Origin of the sequence: Bacillus pumilus (assembly GCF_003431975.1) — a bacterium.
Lineage (GTDB): Bacteria > Bacillota > Bacilli > Bacillales > Bacillaceae > Bacillus > Bacillus pumilus_N.
In genome coordinates, this window is sequence record NZ_CP027116.1 from 809251 (window position 1) to 826963 (window position 17713).

Consider the following 17713-nt stretch of genomic DNA (forward strand, 5'->3'; position numbering starts at 1 on the left):
GTGACGTAAATGAAAAAATGCATGCTCATCTGTTTATGTGCGCTCTTTGTATCGATGCCTCTCTCAGAAGCGGAAGCCGTGTCTAACCAGCCCGTTCACTGGGGATTTGCGAAAAGTAAAGAACATCAGCCGGCAGATGCTGGTAAAGAACTGAACGCCCTTTTAAAAAAGTATGATGCCTTCTATTTAGGAAACACGAAAAAGAAAGAGATATATTTTACCTTCGACAATGGCTATGAAAATGGATACACGCCGAAGATTTTAAATGTGCTGAAAAAACATCAAGTGCCAGCCACCTTTTTTGTGACAGGTCACTTTGTCAAGGACCAGCCTGAGCTTGTTAAACGTATGGCAGAAGAAGGGCATATTATTGGCAACCATTCCTATCACCATCCAGATTTAACAACTAAGAGTACGAAAGAAGTCAAAGAAGAGCTGGATCGTGTCAATGAAGCCGTGTACAAAATCACAGGAAAACAAGATAACCTCTATCTTCGTCCGCCTCGTGGTGTATTCAGTGAAAGGGTGCTGAAGGAAACAAAAGAGCTTGGCTACCAAACCGTTTTTTGGTCAGTGGCGTTTGTGGACTGGCATATCCATCATCAAAAAGGAAAACAGTATGCCTACGATCAAATGATGAAGCAGGCCCACCCAGGTGCCATTTACTTACTGCATACCGTCTCAAGGGACAATGCCGAGGCATTGGATGATGCCATCACGGCACTGAAAAAACAAGGATATTCCTTTAAAAGCCTAGACGATCTCATGCTTGAAAAAGTATGGCATCTCCCTCAGCTATAGAAAAAAAGCTTGCAGAACACCTGCGAGCTTTTTCTTTATCCTTCTCTTATTTTACGCTGAAACAAAATCGGATGATGGCGCGAGAAAGAATCAATCAAGCCCTCACCAAAAATTGTGATACTTTGCTCCCAAGGATGTCCTAGCAAGCCCCAATGCATCTCTTTTGATAAAAAGAAATAATAATCCCCGTTCGGAAGCACAGGCACTGTCCATTCTCCAAATTCATCTTTTTCAAATGAGCCGTATGGTGTGATCCAGTAGCATTCGTGCTGCCAATCAAGTGCCAGCATATATTCGTCTGTTCTGATAAGCTCTTGAAAAACAAGTAATGCTTTCTCTTCAAGGTCTTCATCAGCATGTAGAAGGGAAGAGTCCTCAAAATAAGCAGAAATATCATATGTAACGAAAGGAGAAGGTACCCGAAATGAGGGAAATCGAGAGAGACTCGGATGAAATTTGAAATCTCGATAGAGCGTCTCCCATACGAGCTTTTGTTCTTGATGAGACAATGGAATCCAGTTTTTCATCTAACCGCCTCCTCAACCATTCTCTCTACACATTATTTGAATATGCGGAACCACCCTTTATGCTTAAACCATAAAAGCATACTCGAAACGAGCAGACCCATGAAAATCAGCACGCCAAAATAACCATATTTCCAGTGTAATTCAGGCATATTATCAAAGTTCATTCCGTATACTCCCACAATAAAGGTCAGTGGGATAAAAATGGTCGACACAATGGTCAATGTCATCATGATCGCATTCATTCGATTGGAATTCAGCGTTTGATAGCTGTCTCGTAAATCGGCCGTCATATCACGGTTTGACTCGACGATCTCGGTTAGTTTCAAAAGGTGATCATAAATATCATTAAAATACGCTTGCCGATTCGTATCGCTTTTCATCATATTTGTGTTCACAATACGATATAAAAGGTCTCTCATTGGGATAATCGTTCTGCGCAGCTTGAGCAAATCGGATCGAATTCCAAATACTTCGTTCATCAGCGTTCCGTATGTTTTATGACCTTCTTCATCCTCGATTTCATTCAGCCTGTCCTCAATTTGATAAATAATAGGGAAATAATCATCGACAAGCTGATCAATCAGCATATAAGCCATATGCTCTGGTCCGCTCTGCCGTGCTTTATCAGACCCTTTGAGCTTTCGAATGACGCGATCAATGTAGGGCGCTTCCTTCAAATGAAAGGTCACGATATAGTTTTCGCCAACAAACAGATCGACTTCCTCATATCGAAGCGTTTTTTGATTTAGGGCATGAAGCACGAAAAATAAATACCCTTCATAAAAATCAAGCTTCGGCCGCTGTAAATAATGGAAACAATCCTCAATCGCAAGCGGATGGAACTGAAAGTATTCCTTCAAAAGTGCTGCTTCCTTTTCTGTTGGCGCATGAAAATCAATCCAATACCAGGCGATATCGGGGCTTGAAAGCTGCTGCAATGTTGCATGTTCAATCAAGTCACCGTTTTTTGTCACTGCAATTTTTTTCAGCATGTGCACCCCTCCAGACTTGCATTATATCATGAAGCAGTGCGGGTGAACTTATACGTGTTCTCCATAAAAAAAGCCGATCTCATCACTGAGATCGGTCCAATGTGCGTGTATGATTGATGGATAAAATCGAGAATTAAGGACGACGGAACGTAACAAATTTATCTTGACGGTCAAACCAGCCTCTGAACGCCCAGTTATCCCAGCCGCCATCGCCGTTGTTTTTAAAGGTACCGCTTTCAAATACCCAAATACCGTAAACAACGTTACCAAGGTTAGCAGTGGCGAAAGTTTTAACACCGTTAAAACGGTCTTCATAATTTTGGCTTAGGTTAAAGACCATGACGTTATATCTGCCGCCAGCGGCATAGAATGTGCTCTCCATCACGCCTTTAACGAATCCAGGACGGTTTGCATTTGAGTTTACCGCGTTAACAATCGCATTGGCAATCCCAAGAACATCGAAGTTTACATTAACATTAGGACTAGCTGTCGTCCCAGCTTTACCTTCAGCAGCTTTGTTTAAAACGGTTTGCTGAAGTGTAGTAGAAACGGGTGTTGACGTTTTTTGTTCAGCAGCATCAGCAAATACTGGCAGTGTCGAAGAAACAGCAGTGGCAAGGGCTACAGAAAGAATGGTTTTTTTCATTGGTCGGATCTCCTTTGTTTTAAAATTTCGGGTCTTCTTTTTCGTAAAAAGTGAAACTAGGTGAAGCCGGTGATCAATGAGGTAAATATGTTCCTGCAAGATATAACAAATGATTGCCTAATCCGCTAATTCCTTTGTTCACCTCCTTGATATGTCATAATTATACAAATATTTTTAAATAGGAAGATATCGACCAAAGGTTTTATTTCTAATTTAAGGAAGATGATCCTAAAATTTTGAAGATGATTGTCGAATGTTAGCTGAATTCGACTAAAAATGTTCCTTGATTCAAAAGGAAAATGACCGTAAATAAGGAAGATATAACTGATAAATTCTTGTACTCTTTATATTTAAAAGTATTCAATCTAGAGAATCATTCATGCAAAGTGAAACAATCACATCTGCGAGTGTGCAGAAAGGAAGAGGACAACATGTGGGAAAAAGAGCTGACCGTTGAACCGCCATATCACTTTGATCAAGTGCTCAGACGCTTATCGAGTGATCCATTAAAAGCAGTCGATTTGAATAAACGAGAAATCAAAGTGCCGATGAGATTAGAACAAAAACCATACGTTGTCGTCGTTCAAGCTACGGGAACAAAAGAAGTGCCCACGTTCCGGGTGCAGGCAAACGGCCCAGAGGAACCTCTCATATCTGAGGTGAAGCGGATATTTGGTATGGAGCATCAATTACAAGCTGTGCACGAGCATTTTTCTCAAACAAATCTTGCCCCCATTTTTGAGCGCCATATCGGGACGCCGCTTATGCTGGATTTTCATTTATATCATTGTTTGATGAAATGCATCATTCATCAGCAGCTCAATCTGGCGTTTGCTTATGAGCTCACGAAACGGTTTGTTCATACGTACGGTGAGCAAATAGAAGGCGTTTGGTTTGATCCTTTACCGGATACCATCGCTTCACTTGAAACAGAGGATTTGAGAAAGCTTCAATTTAGTCAGCGTAAAGCGGAATATGTCATTGATGTATCAAAACGAATTGTGAGCGGTTCTCTTTGTTTAGAGGAATTAACCGATTTAACTGATCTGGAGGTGGAAGAACGTCTTCTTCCAATTAGAGGGATTGGCCCTTGGACGGTTCAAAATGTGCTCATGAATGGACTTGGAAGGCCAAATCTCTTTCCGATGGCAGATATCGGGATTCAAAACGCCATCAAGCGGCACTTTGACCTGTCTGAAAAACCGACAAAAGAAGAAATGGCAGCACTAAGCGAGGAGTGGACTCCTTATTTAAGCTACGCTTCCTTATATTTATGGAGAAGTATTGAGACAGATAAATAATTGAAAGGGATTTTCTCTCTTTGTCCAAGTCATGATATACTAATGAGATGGAATAAAATGAAGACAACCTATCAAGGTTTCAAATAGAACGGAGAGAATGAATTGAAAGAAAAACAGCAAGGTGCCCTTTTGCAAAAGGGACAGCAGTTCCCGCTTACCATTAAACGCCTTGGCATTAATGGGGAAGGGGTCGGTTATTTTAAAAAGCAAGTAGTCTTTGTCCCGGGTGCGCTTCCAGGTGAGGAAGTGGTTGTGGAAGCAACAAATGTCCAAGCAAAATATGCAGAAGGTACAGTGAGAAAAGTACGAAAACGTTCCGAGCATCGAGTGAAACCGCCATGCCCAGTATACGAAGAGTGCGGCGGCTGTCAGCTTCAGCATTTGGCATACGAGCAGCAGCTAAAGGAAAAACGAGATATTGTCATTCAATCAATGGAGCGTCATACAAAACTGTCGGTTGAAAAGATCGACATTAGACCAACGATCGGCATGGAAGATCCGTGGCACTATCGGAATAAAAGTCAGTTCCAAGTAGGGCGTTCTCACAGCGGCGACATCATCGCAGGGCTTTACGGACTGAACTCTCACAAGCTTGTCCCAATCAAGGAATGTATCGTCCAGCATCCGAAAACGAATAAAACAACGGGCGTTGTCCGCAAAATTTTAGAGAAATTCGGTGTATCGGTCTACAATGAACGGACAAGAAAAGGCGACGTACGCTCGATTGTCGTACGTGTCGGCTTTGAAACAGGTGAAGTACAGGTCGTCCTTGTGACATCAAAGCCTGAATTTCCAAAGAAAAAAGAAATCGCTGAAGCCATTCAAAAACGTCTGCCAGAAGTGACATCCATTATGCACAATATCAACGGTGAAAAAACGTCAGTTATTTTTGGTCATAAGACATCTCATCTAGCTGGCAACATGGTCATCCAAGAATTTTTAGGAGACGTTTCCTTTGAACTGAGTGCACGTGCTTTCTTCCAATTGAATCCGAAGCAAACACTGAAGCTTTATGACGAAGCGAAAAAAGCGGCCAAACTGACTGGCAAAGAAAAGGTTGTCGATGCATATTGCGGCGTTGGAACGATTGGTATGTGGCTGTCAGATGGCGCAAAAGAAGTAAGAGGAATGGATGTCATCAAAGAATCAATTGATGATGCCAAGAAAAATGCCAAAAAACACGGCATGAAAAACGCGACCTATGTGACAGGAACAGCCGAACACTGGCTGCCAAAATGGGTCAAAGAAGGCTTCCGTCCTGAAGTCATCGTCGTCGACCCACCAAGAACAGGCTGCGAACGCACCTTCTTAGACACCGTCAAACAAGTCAAACCAAAACGCCTTGTCTACGTCTCTTGCAACCCATCAACACTAGCAAAAGACCTCGAATCCATGTCAAAAGACTACAAAATCGAATACATGCAGCCAGTCGATATGTTCCCACATACGGCGCATGTGGAGTGTGTGGTGTCTTTAGTCCTTAAATAAAAAGGAATGACAGCTATGAAGGGCAAAATAGCAGTCAAACGATTCCAGATATATATGGATCCACAGCAGACGAAATTGGTGGACCGAAAACAGCAATAGAAAAGTTCAGTAACTAAATGAAAAAACCCTTCCAACAGGAGGGGTTTTACTTTAACTAACAATCTACTTATTTTTTCCTATTTTATTGATTCACTCATATATCAGCTGAATGAATATAAAATAAATGTCAAAAAACAAGGTCTTCGGCAAGGACTCTTTAAATATAATTTTAAGTATTTTTAAAGGGAGTGATTAAATATGAGACTGAAAGAACATGAAATATAACAACTTTATACATTCGTAAGAGGCCCGCCAAATATTTCATCATTAAAAACTGCAAAATGATAATTGGAGGGATTATGATGAATGACAAACAGTTTTCTTCATTGATAAAACAAGCAGATGAACCTTTTGTTGGGTGGGATTTCTCATTCATATCTGAAACTGGGAGAATGAAAAGTGAGATGCTTTCATGGTCATATGGTAGTGTAGCTACTTCTCTTGTTCAAAGTGCAAAATCAATGCTAGATATGGGGACAGGTGGTGGAGAGTTTTTATCAAAGTTAAGACCTTTTCCAACATCAGTTTATGCTACAGAAGGTTACAAGCCTAATGTACCTATCGCAAAAGAACGATTAACACCTTTAGGCGTTAAGGTAGTTCAAATTGATCAGGATGAAACTCTTCCGTTTGAGGCTGGAAAATTTGATCTTATCATCAATCAACATGAGTCATTTTCATCTAAAGAGGTGAGAAGAATTATCTCGAAAGAAGGTATTTTTCTAACTCAACAAGTTGGTGGACTCGATTGCATAGAGATTAATGAGAATCTAGGGGTATCAATAAATGAGGAATTTATTGATTGGAACTTAGAGCTAGCTTTAAAAGAAATACAGGAGAGTAATTTTGAGGTTTTGAAAAGTGCTGAAGAGTTTCCAATTCTAAGATTTTATGATATTGGAGCATTGGTGTATTATCTGAAAGCAATTCCTTGGCAAGTGCCAGGTTTTGAAATAAGTAATGTCAAGGATGAATTATACACCATTCATAAAACCATTGAACAAAAGGGGTATTTTGACGCAAAACAACACCGGTTTATTATTTTAGCTAAAGCAGTTTAGTTGGAAATGGAGCCTTGGATATATTTGAAGGCTCCAGCTTAATTCTGAACTAATGCCACTTCTGTATGCACGATACATGAGCTGAAAAATAATAAAACGTACGATTCATCATATGTGTCCTTCTAATATTGTTTGGCTTGAAAACATTCTAAAAAAATAGAGGAGGATAACGATGAGTCAATTCGAGATCCTAACAAAATACATACCGATGCTTCACGAAGACCATATCGGAGAATGGGTGATCGATCATGAAAATGACGGAACAGCGGAACACCCAATCCAGATGCCCTTTGTGAATTATTCCGAAACGGTCCGTCACTTTATCGAAGATGTCTATACCTTTGCAGAACAACATCAAGAGCTGGAGCTTACCCGCTACAGAGAGATCCTCAAAGAAAACGGCATCGAATCCGAAATGAATGATATGGAGAATGTGGACATCTCTAATTTAAATGCGCAGTGTGTTCTTGCTCTCATGATGGGCGCTGTGAGAGCCGAACGATTTTGCGAGGGTGCGCTATTCAATTTTTTAAAAAGTGGAGCTATTGTCAAATGCCTGGAAAGATTGGATTGTTTGGGTTAAGAAATGGATGCGTCTAAAAAACTTAAACATAAATGGATTGAAACACTAAAAAACCTAGATGAAATGAAATCTAGGTTTTTTTGAATCATTTCTTCTGTTTTGAAATAAGCTCACATGCGTATTTTCTTAGCTTCTTGACGAAATAGATCAAGCAATAACTGCTTAGTGTTTTTCAGAGATAGATGTGGTTCCTTATGAGATAAGATGCCTATTGGGATAAAAGGGTCCTCCATTTCAATTGGAACTTTCACAAATTCGTCTGACAATGAGGTAGAGGAAAGGACGACTCCGACAGAGGGGAATTCCTTTAGAAATGGTGGGATCGCTGACATCTGGCTGATGGTATAAGTGAATGGCTCAACATTTAACCTTGAGAGCTCCTTTTGTAACTTTATGTGATATAAACAACTTTCCCCGCCTATGATCAAAGGATGTTTATAGAGATCTTTGATCAAAGAAATCGTTCCAACTTGATCTGCCTGCTGTTTTGAGATAATAAAAGATATTTCCTCTTTGTACAACTCTTCAAACGGAAGTGTATTCATCACTGGTTCTCCTGCAATGGCGAAATCAATCTCTCCCTTGAGCAGCTGTTTGTGAAGAAAGTCTGTATTACCGATGATAAAGTGGCATGTGATATTGGGTTTTTGACTCCTGAATGTTTGAAGAACAGAAGGAAGAATAGAGGCAGAGATTGGTTCTATGACGCCTATATTCAAGGTTCCGACCTCTTCCTTTTGGAGTTTTTGTGACTGATCTAATACAAAGTTCCAATGGAGAATCAGCTGATCAATCTCTTTGGCAAACAATTGTCCTGAAGGGGTTAATTCAGCCTCCCATCCTCTTACAAACAATTGAAAACCTAACTCCTGTTCTAATCGTTTGATCTGATTCGTTATGGTCGACTGCGCATAATTCAATTTATGAGCGGCTTTTGAGAATGTCCCTTCTTGAATCACGGCTTGAAATGCTTTTAACTCTTTTAAGTCCATTCCTAATAATCTCCATTCGATATATGAATACAAATTTATATAATATTCAATTATATAAAACGAATATTGAGATGTAAAATGAAGTGAGTCAGAAAAAGGGAGATGACATTCATGCCATTTGTAAAAGTCAGTTATATGGAAAATGCTTACGATAAAGATAGCCTAGCTTCTGTTAGCCAAACGATCATGAAGGCTCTGATGAAAGAGTTTCATGTACCTGAAAAAGACTACTTTCATGTGTTCAGTTCACATAAGAAAGAAGAATTTTATTATGATCCCCATTATCTTCTTCGTCACGAGAGAGATCATTGTCTTTTATATATCCAAATTACATGTGGTTCGGGAAGAACTCAGGAACAAAAGCAGTCTTTATATAAGGAAATAGCTGATCAATTGTATTGCAAACTCAATATACGGAAAGAAAATATATTCATTATGCTGATTGAGACAGGCTTGGAGAATTGGTCTTTTGGTGAAGGACTTGCACAGATGATCAAGTAACGGAACGAAAGAAAGGGGAAATAGCTATGCATCAACCAATCAAGCCAACTGTGAAATTAACACTTGGAGATAAAGAACCTGTGCGACCAGTGGTCAAAGGATTCTGACACAAAAGCAACTAGAAGAATTGTTAAGAAAGCCAAAAGAACGATTGTGAAGGGGAATTTGTGAATAATTTGAGGGGCTTCCTATCAATCAAACATTCAAAAAGAAAGTCTTAAAGCTAGCTCCATTTTTGTACGCAAATGACCCCATTTCGTGGGGTTGTTCGTTTTTTGTTAAAAAATGTAGTCTCCTCGATTCTGTCTTCTACATATCTTTTATCTTATCCTCTCATTGTCATACTTTTGAATGAAATTGACTCAATAGAATTGACGAAGGAACCATGAATAGGTGAAGATGAAATAAACTGTAAGATAAAGGGAGAAAAAATAATGATACATATCGTATTCGGGGCAGCAACTGCCGGTAGTTTAAAACAAGCATTACGTGAAATGAAGCAAGACCAAGTAAATGAGATCATCGCTTTTAATGACATTTATTCGATTGGACCCCTTCTCCATTTGCATGAACATGAAGGACAGGAGAAGCGTATAGAATGGCTTCGTCACGTGATGTCAAATGAATATGGCTATTTTGATGATGTGGTCATCGATCAGCATAGAATGCTTCAGCAAATAAAAGAGATAAAAGACGGTACGCGAATTCTCATCTGGACAGGCTTTAATGCACATGAGCAAATTGGCTTGCGATATGCCATCTATTTATTAAAAGAAAAAAACATTGAATTATCTTTCATCAATACAACGATCGCATTTGATCAGCTATTTAATACAAATACGAGACGAATGGATATTCGGCATGCTGGGGAAATCACATCTGAAAAATTGAAGGTTTTGTACGAGAGTAAAGAGCATATTCATTCAGTGACAAAAGAAAAAAGAGAAAAATTACAAAATGAATGGCTTTCATTTACTAAAGAAAATCATACGCTGCGGATATGGCAAAAAGGAAAAACGATCAGCGTACCAGAAGATGAATTTGATGCTTATTTAGTGAAGATGGCTAAGCGACTTCATCAGTCCGAGCAAGAAGAGAAGTACATCGTAACTCCACGCTTAATTGGGGAGGTCATCGGTCATTTAGAACAGTATATCGGTGATGATTTTATTGAGTATCGAATTAAGTCATTAATTGACCAAGGGATTTTCGACATGAAAGGAAGGCGCACCTCCATGCGTTATTACTCAATTAAACTGACAGAATTCGGTCAGCGCTTCAAAAAATGGGTGTGCTGTCGAGAATTCGAGGATCATCCTTTTGTGAAAATTGAAGGAGATTATGGTGGTGAACCTTTTCATTGTGGGCATTGTCAATGTCATTTAGAAAGAGATGATGTACCAATAAACGATACACTTTTCTCGAAGATTTGGAATTGGAACATACAGTATGGCCGCTGGTTTGACGAAGAGACAGATGATTTGGTGCCAAATGGCGCAGACATGGAAAAGAAATTCAATCAAGAAGGGGAGCGTATCACCGAAGAAGTGAAACGAGCCTTCTCCCCTGCATTTCAAGTTGAATACAGTCCAAGTGAATACACTCAGCATTTCATTTAAAGAATAAATTTCGGTATCACTACACAAAATAAAGCTTTACATAATCCGTCATCTTCATGTAAGATATGGAGAAATTAAAAGCGAAGAAAAGGACATGAGCCATTTTTACTCGTTACCAGAGAGGGAAGTCACGCTGAAATCTTCCTAACGCAGGAAATGGTCTTACCGCCTTTGAGCTGTATTGGGGAAATCATAGTATCCAATACCGTCTACGCCACGTTACGGCACCAGAGCCATAAAGCGAATACGCATTATGGGAATTTGGGTGGAACCACGGATTACACATTCGTCCCTTTATGAGGGATGGGTGTGTTTTTTTTGTTCACTCACATATGTTATTGCTTTGAAAAGGACATGAGCCATTTTTACTCGTTACCAGAGAGGGAAGTCACGCTGAAATCTTCCTAACGCAGAAAATTGGTCTTACCGCCTTTGAGCTGTATTGGGGAAATCATAGTATCCAATACCGTCAATGCCACGTTACGGCACCAGAGCCATAAAGCGAATACGCATTATGGGAATTTGGGTGGAACCACGGATTACACATTCGTCCCTCTATGAGGGATGGATGTGTTTTTTTATTTCAAAAAAAGAAAGGTGTGTCAGTGATGAGAGAAAAAATGGTGAAGATTCAATTTCCAGATGGAAAGATAAAGGAGTTTTTTGCAGGTACGACTGTCGCGGATGTTGCCTCCCATATTAGCCCGAGCTTAAGGAGAAAAGCAGTGGCGGGAAAGGTGAATGATCAATTAGTGGATGTAAGTCATCAGCTGGAAAGGGATGCTCGGCTATCCATTGTCACACTTGATTCAAAAGAAGGGCTTGAAGTGCTGCGCCACACATCTGCACACGTATTAGCCCAAGCGGTGAAAAGGTTATATGACAATGTCACACTTGGAATCGGACCTGTTATCGAAAATGGATTTTACTATGATATGAAGCTCAATCAAACATTGAGTGTAGAGGATTTGGCTGCAATTGAAAAAGAAATGGAAAACATCATAAACGAAAATCATTTCATCCAAAGAATGGAGGTCTCTTACAAAGAAGCTGAATCGTTGTTTGCACATGACCCATATAAGCTGGATATCTTAAAACGACTCCCCTCAGAAGAAGCCATCACAGTGTATCAGCAGGGTGAATTTATCGACTTATGCCGCGGGCCTCATTTACCTTCTACTGGGTACGTGAAATCATTTAAATTAACACGTGTGGCAGGGGCTTATTGGCGCGGTGACAGTCATCAAGATGTATTGCAGCGGGTGTATGGTGTCTCATTTCAACAGCCAAAACATCTAGCTGAGTATCTTCATTTCGTGGAAGAAGCAAACAAGCGTGATCACCGAAAATTAGGAAAGCAATTATCTCTATTTATGTTTTCAGAAGAAGCGCCAGGTATGCCGTTTTATTTACCAAAAGGTCAGCTTGTCAGAAATGAATTAAAGGCCTTTTCAAGAGAAGTGCGAAACAAAGCGCAATATGAAGAAGTGAGCACACCGTTTATGATGAACCAAGAGCTTTGGGAAAAGTCGGGGCACTGGGATCACTATCATGAAAATATGTATTTCTCAGAAGTAGATCATACAAGCTTTGCTTTAAAACCGATGAATTGTCCTGGGCATATGCTCCTATTTAAAAACAGCCTATATTCATACAGAGACCTTCCGATCAGAATGGCTGAATTTGGTCAAGTGCATCGGCATGAATTTAGCGGCGCATTAAATGGATTGTTCAGGGTCAGAACTTTTTGCCAAGATGACGCTCATATTTTTTTGAGAGAAGATCAAATTGAAGCTGAAATCAAACAGATTTTCCAATTAGTTGATCATGTGTATCGGACATTTGGGTTTGAGTACTCCGTCGAACTATCCACTCGTCCAGAAAAAGCGTTAGGAGATGATGCCATTTGGGATATATCTGAAGCAGCGCTGATAAATGTGCTTGATCGGCTAAAGGTCGATTACCAGCTAAATGAAGGAGATGGGGCATTTTATGGCCCGAAGATTGATTTTCATATAAAAGATGCCTTGCAGCGGAGCCACCAGTGCGCCACAATTCAGCTGGATTTTCAAATGCCTGAGAAATTTGATTTAACATATATCAATGAAAAGAATGAAAAGGTACGGCCAGTTGTCATTCACAGTGCCATTTTTGGTTCTCTTGATCGTTTCCTTGGCATTCTCATCGAGCATTTTGCAGGCGCCTTCCCGTTATGGCTGGCTCCAGTACAAGTACAAATCATCCCTGTCTCAAAGGTTCACCTCGACCACTGCCTTGAGGTGCAGCAGCAATTAAGAAAGATTGGAATCAGAGTCACAATCGATGAACGGGATGAAAAACTCGGCTATAGAATGAGAGAAGCACAAATGCAAAAAATCCCTTATATCGCTGTCATTGGCGATACAGAAATGCAAGAAAAAACAATGAACATCAGACAGCATGGAGAACAGACATCTAGACAGCTGTCTATTGACGACTTTAAACACTTGGCAGCTCAGCAAATAAAAGAAAGAACAGCTGCTCAAATATGATGTGCTGATTTCATAATGAAGGATAAGACGTTCATTGAATGATGGGCGTCTTTTCATTTGCGAAAAAAGCCGAATTGACAGTAGAAAGGGAAAATATTGAAACATTTTTTCAGTAAAATCGTAATAAAGATAGAGCGTTCAACAGAAACCTTTGAAACGGAGAGGAGTATTACATGGAACAAGCTGCACTGAAAAAGATGAGAAGAAAACAAATAGCTGTCTCTAATTTAATAGTCTGCATCATGATCGTCGCTTTTTTTATCTTGTTTCAAATGTCTGACATTCGATTTACACATTTCTTTCTTTGTTTAGGATTTATCATGCTCTTTCTAAGTATTTATGGTTTTATTAAGAAAGGCTCAACAAAGTCATTCTTTCCTATTTTCGAGCAAATAGCTATTTATGAAAAAGAAAAATTGGGGGAAGAGTGGGAGAAAGAAAAGAGGTTAGAAAATATTTCGAGAGTGGTATTGAGTGGTCTGATGTTTCTCCAGTCATTTAGTTTCCAAGATGTAACGAATCCATTCTTAAACATACAACCTATACTTTTACTTTTCTTATTATTTGTAACTCTAGTCCTTATTAATTTAAGCTTGCTTTATCGCTTTAGAAAAATCGACCGATCGACTGAAGGTGAGTTAAAAGGCTTCACAAAGGAATCAAACATGATGTCATTGGTTTTAGGATTATTATCAGCGATCATCATAGTCGGCTTTATTGTCACCTTTCTTCTCCCATAAAACATTATTTTTTTGAGGTGAAACCATTGAATGCAAACACAAACATTCAACAACTAATAGAACAGACAAAGGCGAAATTTGGTTTAGATCTTTACTATCTAAAAAGACACAGCTTTCATCGTTACGTCAACATGTTCAATGAAACGATTTATACATTGAATATGGAATGGTTCCCCTCTCATGAAGCTGAACCTGAGGACGACGATGTCAACCCAGACGGCACAGCCGTGATTGAAGTGAATTTGAATACAGGACAGATCGAATCGGTTATTTTTGTCATGGACAAAACCCATGCGCAGCAGGGTGTCACGTTTAAGAGACCTTATCCAGCTCATGTCATTCGATGGATCGAACAAGAAACAGGGTTGATCTATGGAGAGCATTTTCATATGCATCAGAAGGAGAAAGGGGAACTTTCTTTCGAAGAAGCAATAGACGGTGTGAAAGTAACACCTTCAGGCAGAATCGAAGTGAAATGGAATGAACATGGACAGCTCATGTACTTTACACACCACGGCCCTTTTTCAGCCAAAACATTACTGAGAGCTGAGGAATTTTCGCTTTCTATTGATCAGGTGGAGAACTTAGCTGAGCAGCAAGTGCAGCGGTTTGAATGGCCTTCCTTCGAGCACAATCGAATTCGAACCATTTATGCATTAGAAGAAATCTATGTGAAGAACGATGGAACAGGCACGCTTCCGTTTGAACTTGGGCGTGAAGAAACGCATTGTATACACATGAATGAGGTCATCGAGTGGAATGAACCGATAAACAAACCCTTTGAAAAAAAGGAAATGAATATTCATGAGAACATCTCAGCTGAACAAGCCTTCTCATTGGAGCCTTCACCAGATACCATCCGGATATCAAAAGAAGAGCAGAATAAGTGTATCGAAGCAGTCCGAACCTTCTTGGCGCAAAAATATTCAAAGGATACAGGAAAGTGGGTCCTAAAAACACTCCAACGTGATCACGGATACATCCATGCGATATTAAAAACGAACGGGCAAGAAGGCAGTGGGTTTATGGACAAGATTAAGGTCTTCATTGACGCCAGCTCGTTTGAAGCCGTTAATTACATAGACAAAAAAGAAATGTTTCAAGTGTGCGGGATACTGAATCCCTCTCAAGCAGCAAGTGAAATTTCTGTATCTCAGAAAGAAGCCTTTGAAAAATTGAGAGAACATCTTGAACTTACACCTATCTACGTCTATGACGAAGCGCAAAAACAATATGTTCTATGCGGAAAGCTCGATTGCCATAATGGTGTTGATGCAGAGAGCGGCGAAGTGTTTTCTTTGAAAGACCTCTCATAATGTCTGAAAGAACAGTGAGGAGCTGTTCTTTTTTGTCTCATTGCACCAATTTTTTGAAGAAATTTGGAATTTTGTAGCAGGAAGTTGTCGTTTCATCACGAAAGAAACAGATAAGAATATGATCATAGGTCCATCGGTTGGAATTCGTTTTGAATATAGTAAACGTCATACATATAGAACACCCCTAACAGGAAAGTTGATCTACAATACTTTTAGAACAAAAATGAAATCGTGTCTCTAGTAATAAGCGAAAATAGGCGGACTGAGATCATAGGATGAGTTGAGCATGTTTGTTTTTAGGTAAGCTTACACCCATAATAGAAGAAAGTGAGGATATCTATCTTGAGTACATTGGAAGTGTTTCGTCAGTTTTTGGTTGACCATTATCCTGCGTTACAAGATGAACTTTGGCTAAAAGATGTTGATACCCTTCGAATCTCTCCTATTCTTCATCCTTTTCTGAAAAGCAAGCTGCCAGAGGGGATCGAAAAATTCACTTGTGTCCTATTCACGCAACAGACAGATCAAACGGCTGCACCGCTCAAAGTATACCTTCTATTAGATGAATATGAGCAATCACTTTATGCCATTGATTTGATGAATGAACAAATAGTGCTTCATTAATATAGAAGCAAAAAGCTGCTTGAGAGCTCCTCAGCAGCTTTTTTTGATGAACATTAGTCGATCATATCAACCAATCTTGAGTGCAAGTTGTCCAATTCTTTCTTTGTTGGAAAAGAGCTGATCAGCAGCGTAGATTGTCCGAATTGAAGAGGCAGCTCAGTATCGGTCACAATCATATCGATCCGAAGTTCCTCCATAGTGACATCATTTAATGTATTCTCTGGACTTGTAAAAATGTGAATGAGAGGAGGCACGCTTAACTTAATTAAATCAGCAATAAACAAGCTATGATAATAGCCTAATGTTGAAATAACAAAAATGTTCAGCGTGTTTCTCCGTTCCATCTCCAGTTGAGCAAGCCCTCTCCATGTAGACGTAATCATACGAATCAATTCCCGTTCATTTTTCACAAAAGAACCGAGGATATCGTCTGTTTTTAACTCTTGGATGATATGAGTAATCCTCGAATAGAAGTAAGGAAACTGTTTTTTCACCTCTGATAAATAGCTCGATTTCTTTTTGAAAAGGAAGCCATCTCTCACGGTAATTTCATTGGAATACACATAATATTGGAGAAGAACGAGTTTCATCACCTTGCGATTCGCTATTTCTTGATGAAAAATCGACTCCAATTGGTTGATAAATGAATGAATGGCATCATAGAGTCGTGGTGTATGTGACTGAAAGAACGTCAATTTTTCTTCGACAGTTTCAATTGATTTAAAGTGTCCAATAGCTGGTTCGATCAATAGCAAAAAGACAAATTCATGATGATCCAGCGTCACATCAAATACGTCTTTGGTCATTCGGCAAATATGCTCTTCCCATGTTTTGATTTGATTATAGACCCCTTTGGCTACAGAACTTTGTTTTTCCTCTTTCATTGAGTATGTATATTTACGGCTTATTGTGAAATTTTTCCTCATTCGGTGAATAGAAACGCCGAACCACAGGCAGTATTTATCTATCGCCACATCTGGCACATTGACTTCAAGCACCTGAAATAGCTCTTGTAATAAATTGACTGCGTCTTGCTTTTGAATATCATCGAATGGCCAAAGCCGGCTTCCATACACTTCAAATAAGAACTCAACAAAGAATTGACGAATCTCCTTCTCATTTCCATGGAACTGCATACTATCTGGGCGTAACTCAATGTCATAAGAGATAAGAATGGAATTGATTTTATGAATGGTGTTATACAATGTGGATCTACTGATATTAAGCGTGTCCATCCATTCATAGAAAGACCTGTTTTGTTCGAAAAAAATGCCGTCAATCAATCGAATTTCAATCGCATCTTTTAAAATTTCTTTGATATAGTAATCCACTCGTATCGTCTGCGTGAAACAAATGGATATGCCTTGTCTCGGCTTTATGTGGATTAATGGCTCTCCATTCTCTGTTTTGAACGATTTCATTTGTTCTAAATCGCTTTGAATGGCACGAACCGAACCGATATGTTCATTCGATATCTCTTGAAGGCTCCACCACTTATTTTTGGATACAAGCAGTTTTAAAATGTTTATCCATCTCTTTGATTTATTATCAATGAGCTCCATCAAACAACGAACTCCTTCCCTCGGCTTGCCTCTATATTATGAAGTTCACTTATAGAACATTTAATTCTCAAAATAGGCATGAAATGATTGTAATGTTTAGGCTAATTCGTTTTGTCTTCACTTTTCATGATAAAAGAGAAAAAAATTAGACGAAAACAAATGTTATGCCCTGATTCTCCATATTTTTCATTTAAGAGGTGATAAGTAAGCCATGAATCCTATAAAAATGGATCATTTTAGTTATTTTGTTTATTTTTTTGCTGTTGAAACGGTAAATGTAAGAATAAAACACAGCAGCTTTTTGATTACCATATGAAAGGGAGTAGAAAG

General features: G+C 39.3%; 16 protein-coding genes, 1 pseudogene and 2 other annotated features. Of the genes and pseudogenes, 12 read left to right on the forward strand and 5 right to left on the reverse strand.

Going from position 1 to position 17713, the window contains the following annotated elements:
- Positions 1-9 precede the first annotated feature (9 nt).
- Positions 10-801 carry a delta-lactam-biosynthetic de-N-acetylase gene (gene pdaA / locus C5695_RS03855; RefSeq protein WP_117729353.1) on the forward strand — a complete coding sequence of 264 codons (792 nt, stop codon included), beginning with the start codon at positions 10-12 and terminating at the stop codon, positions 799-801.
- A 35-nt stretch (positions 802-836) separates the two neighbouring features.
- On the opposite strand, the gene C5695_RS03860 is transcribed toward pdaA, so the two are convergent.
- The 3 genes from C5695_RS03860 to C5695_RS03870 all read right to left on the reverse strand — a co-directional run bounded on the left by C5695_RS03860 (position 837) and on the right by C5695_RS03870 (position 2966).
- The gene (locus tag C5695_RS03860) at positions 837-1328 is read right to left on the reverse strand and encodes a DUF2716 domain-containing protein (protein WP_117729355.1); all 492 of its coding nucleotides are present in this window, start codon (positions 1326-1328) and stop codon (positions 837-839) included.
- Between the two features lie 32 nt (positions 1329-1360).
- Entirely contained in the window at positions 1361-2320 is a 960-nt protein-coding gene (corA, locus tag C5695_RS03865) for a magnesium/cobalt transporter CorA (protein WP_117729358.1), read from the reverse strand.
- Between the two features lie 133 nt (positions 2321-2453).
- Positions 2454-2966, reverse strand: a complete 513-nt coding sequence (locus C5695_RS03870) for a stress protein (protein WP_117729360.1) — start codon at positions 2964-2966, stop codon at positions 2454-2456.
- 431 nt (positions 2967-3397) lie between these two features.
- Between C5695_RS03870 and C5695_RS03875 the strand changes: the two genes are divergently transcribed.
- The 4 genes from C5695_RS03875 to C5695_RS03890 all read left to right on the forward strand — a co-directional run bounded on the left by C5695_RS03875 (position 3398) and on the right by C5695_RS03890 (position 7498).
- A complete protein-coding gene (locus C5695_RS03875) occupies positions 3398-4267 on the forward strand; it encodes a DNA-3-methyladenine glycosylase family protein (protein WP_117729362.1) in 870 nt (289 codons plus the stop codon).
- 102 nt (positions 4268-4369) lie between these two features.
- Positions 4370-5755 (forward strand): 23S rRNA (uracil(1939)-C(5))-methyltransferase RlmD, encoded by a 1386-nt coding sequence (gene rlmD / locus C5695_RS03880; protein ID WP_117729365.1) that lies wholly within the window; start codon positions 4370-4372, stop codon positions 5753-5755.
- A gap of 398 nt (positions 5756-6153) precedes the next feature.
- The gene (locus C5695_RS03885) at positions 6154-6915 is read left to right on the forward strand and encodes a class I SAM-dependent methyltransferase (RefSeq protein ID WP_395940486.1); all 762 of its coding nucleotides are present in this window, start codon (positions 6154-6156) and stop codon (positions 6913-6915) included.
- A 172-nt stretch (positions 6916-7087) separates the two neighbouring features.
- The gene (locus C5695_RS03890) at positions 7088-7498 is read left to right on the forward strand and encodes a DUF6508 domain-containing protein (RefSeq protein WP_117729369.1); all 411 of its coding nucleotides are present in this window, start codon (positions 7088-7090) and stop codon (positions 7496-7498) included.
- Positions 7499-7608: 110 nt separating this feature from the next.
- Here C5695_RS03890 and C5695_RS03895 read toward each other — a convergent pair whose 3' ends face one another.
- A complete protein-coding gene (locus C5695_RS03895) occupies positions 7609-8490 on the reverse strand; it encodes a LysR family transcriptional regulator (RefSeq protein ID WP_117729371.1) in 882 nt (293 codons plus the stop codon).
- Positions 8491-8601: 111 nt separating this feature from the next.
- Here C5695_RS03895 and C5695_RS03900 point away from each other — a divergent pair, with 111 nt between their 5' ends.
- From C5695_RS03900 to C5695_RS03930, 7 genes and pseudogenes are all read left to right on the forward strand, one after another.
- Positions 8602-8991, forward strand: a complete 390-nt coding sequence (locus tag C5695_RS03900; RefSeq protein WP_117729373.1) for a tautomerase family protein — start codon at positions 8602-8604, stop codon at positions 8989-8991.
- A 75-nt stretch (positions 8992-9066) separates the two neighbouring features.
- Positions 9067-9162, forward strand: a pseudogene (locus C5695_RS20895) (DNA alkylation repair protein); the annotation flags it as partial.
- A gap of 263 nt (positions 9163-9425) precedes the next feature.
- Entirely contained in the window at positions 9426-10610 is a 1185-nt protein-coding gene (locus tag C5695_RS03910) for a DUF1835 domain-containing protein (protein ID WP_117729375.1), read from the forward strand.
- A 74-nt stretch (positions 10611-10684) separates the two neighbouring features.
- Positions 10685-10907: a binding site (T-box leader), on the forward strand.
- 37 nt (positions 10908-10944) lie between these two features.
- Positions 10945-11168 (forward strand) — a binding site (T-box leader).
- Positions 11169-11218: 50 nt separating this feature from the next.
- On the forward strand, positions 11219-13141 hold the full coding sequence (gene thrS, locus C5695_RS03915) for a threonine--tRNA ligase (protein WP_117732999.1): 1923 nt from the start codon (positions 11219-11221) through the stop codon (positions 13139-13141).
- 173 nt (positions 13142-13314) lie between these two features.
- Positions 13315-13881, forward strand: coding sequence for a hypothetical protein (locus C5695_RS03920; RefSeq protein ID WP_117729378.1), 567 nt, complete (start codon positions 13315-13317; stop codon positions 13879-13881).
- Between the two features lie 26 nt (positions 13882-13907).
- Complete coding sequence (locus C5695_RS03925; protein ID WP_117729380.1) at positions 13908-15197, forward strand: hypothetical protein; 1290 nt, start codon at positions 13908-13910, stop codon at positions 15195-15197.
- 342 nt (positions 15198-15539) lie between these two features.
- A complete protein-coding gene (locus C5695_RS03930; protein ID WP_003217864.1) occupies positions 15540-15821 on the forward strand; it encodes a hypothetical protein in 282 nt (93 codons plus the stop codon).
- A gap of 53 nt (positions 15822-15874) precedes the next feature.
- On the opposite strand, the gene C5695_RS03935 is transcribed toward C5695_RS03930, so the two are convergent.
- Positions 15875-17383, reverse strand: coding sequence for an AcpB/EbpR/MafR family transcriptional regulator (locus C5695_RS03935; protein ID WP_117729383.1), 1509 nt, complete (start codon positions 17381-17383; stop codon positions 15875-15877).
- Between the last annotated feature and the right edge of the window lie 330 nt (positions 17384-17713).

Coding starts and splice junctions, on each gene's coding strand:
- pdaA (WP_117729353.1), top strand. CDS start 10: ATGAAAAAATGCATGCTCATCTGTTTATGTGCGCTCTTTGTATCGATG.
- C5695_RS03860 (WP_117729355.1), bottom strand. CDS start 1,328: ATGAAAAACTGGATTCCATTGTCTCATCAAGAACAAAAGCTCGTATGG.
- corA (WP_117729358.1), bottom strand. CDS start 2,320: ATGCTGAAAAAAATTGCAGTGACAAAAAACGGTGACTTGATTGAACAT.
- C5695_RS03870 (WP_117729360.1), bottom strand. CDS start 2,966: ATGAAAAAAACCATTCTTTCTGTAGCCCTTGCCACTGCTGTTTCTTCG.
- C5695_RS03875 (WP_117729362.1), top strand. CDS start 3,398: ATGTGGGAAAAAGAGCTGACCGTTGAACCGCCATATCACTTTGATCAA.
- C5695_RS03885 (WP_395940486.1), top strand. CDS start 6,154: ATGATGAATGACAAACAGTTTTCTTCATTGATAAAACAAGCAGATGAA.
- C5695_RS03890 (WP_117729369.1), top strand. CDS start 7,088: ATGAGTCAATTCGAGATCCTAACAAAATACATACCGATGCTTCACGAA.
- C5695_RS03895 (WP_117729371.1), bottom strand. CDS start 8,490: ATGGACTTAAAAGAGTTAAAAGCATTTCAAGCCGTGATTCAAGAAGGG.
- C5695_RS03900 (WP_117729373.1), top strand. CDS start 8,602: ATGCCATTTGTAAAAGTCAGTTATATGGAAAATGCTTACGATAAAGAT.
- C5695_RS03910 (WP_117729375.1), top strand. CDS start 9,426: ATGATACATATCGTATTCGGGGCAGCAACTGCCGGTAGTTTAAAACAA.
- thrS (WP_117732999.1), top strand. CDS start 11,219: ATGAGAGAAAAAATGGTGAAGATTCAATTTCCAGATGGAAAGATAAAG.
- C5695_RS03920 (WP_117729378.1), top strand. CDS start 13,315: ATGGAACAAGCTGCACTGAAAAAGATGAGAAGAAAACAAATAGCTGTC.
- C5695_RS03935 (WP_117729383.1), bottom strand. CDS start 17,383: ATGGAGCTCATTGATAATAAATCAAAGAGATGGATAAACATTTTAAAA.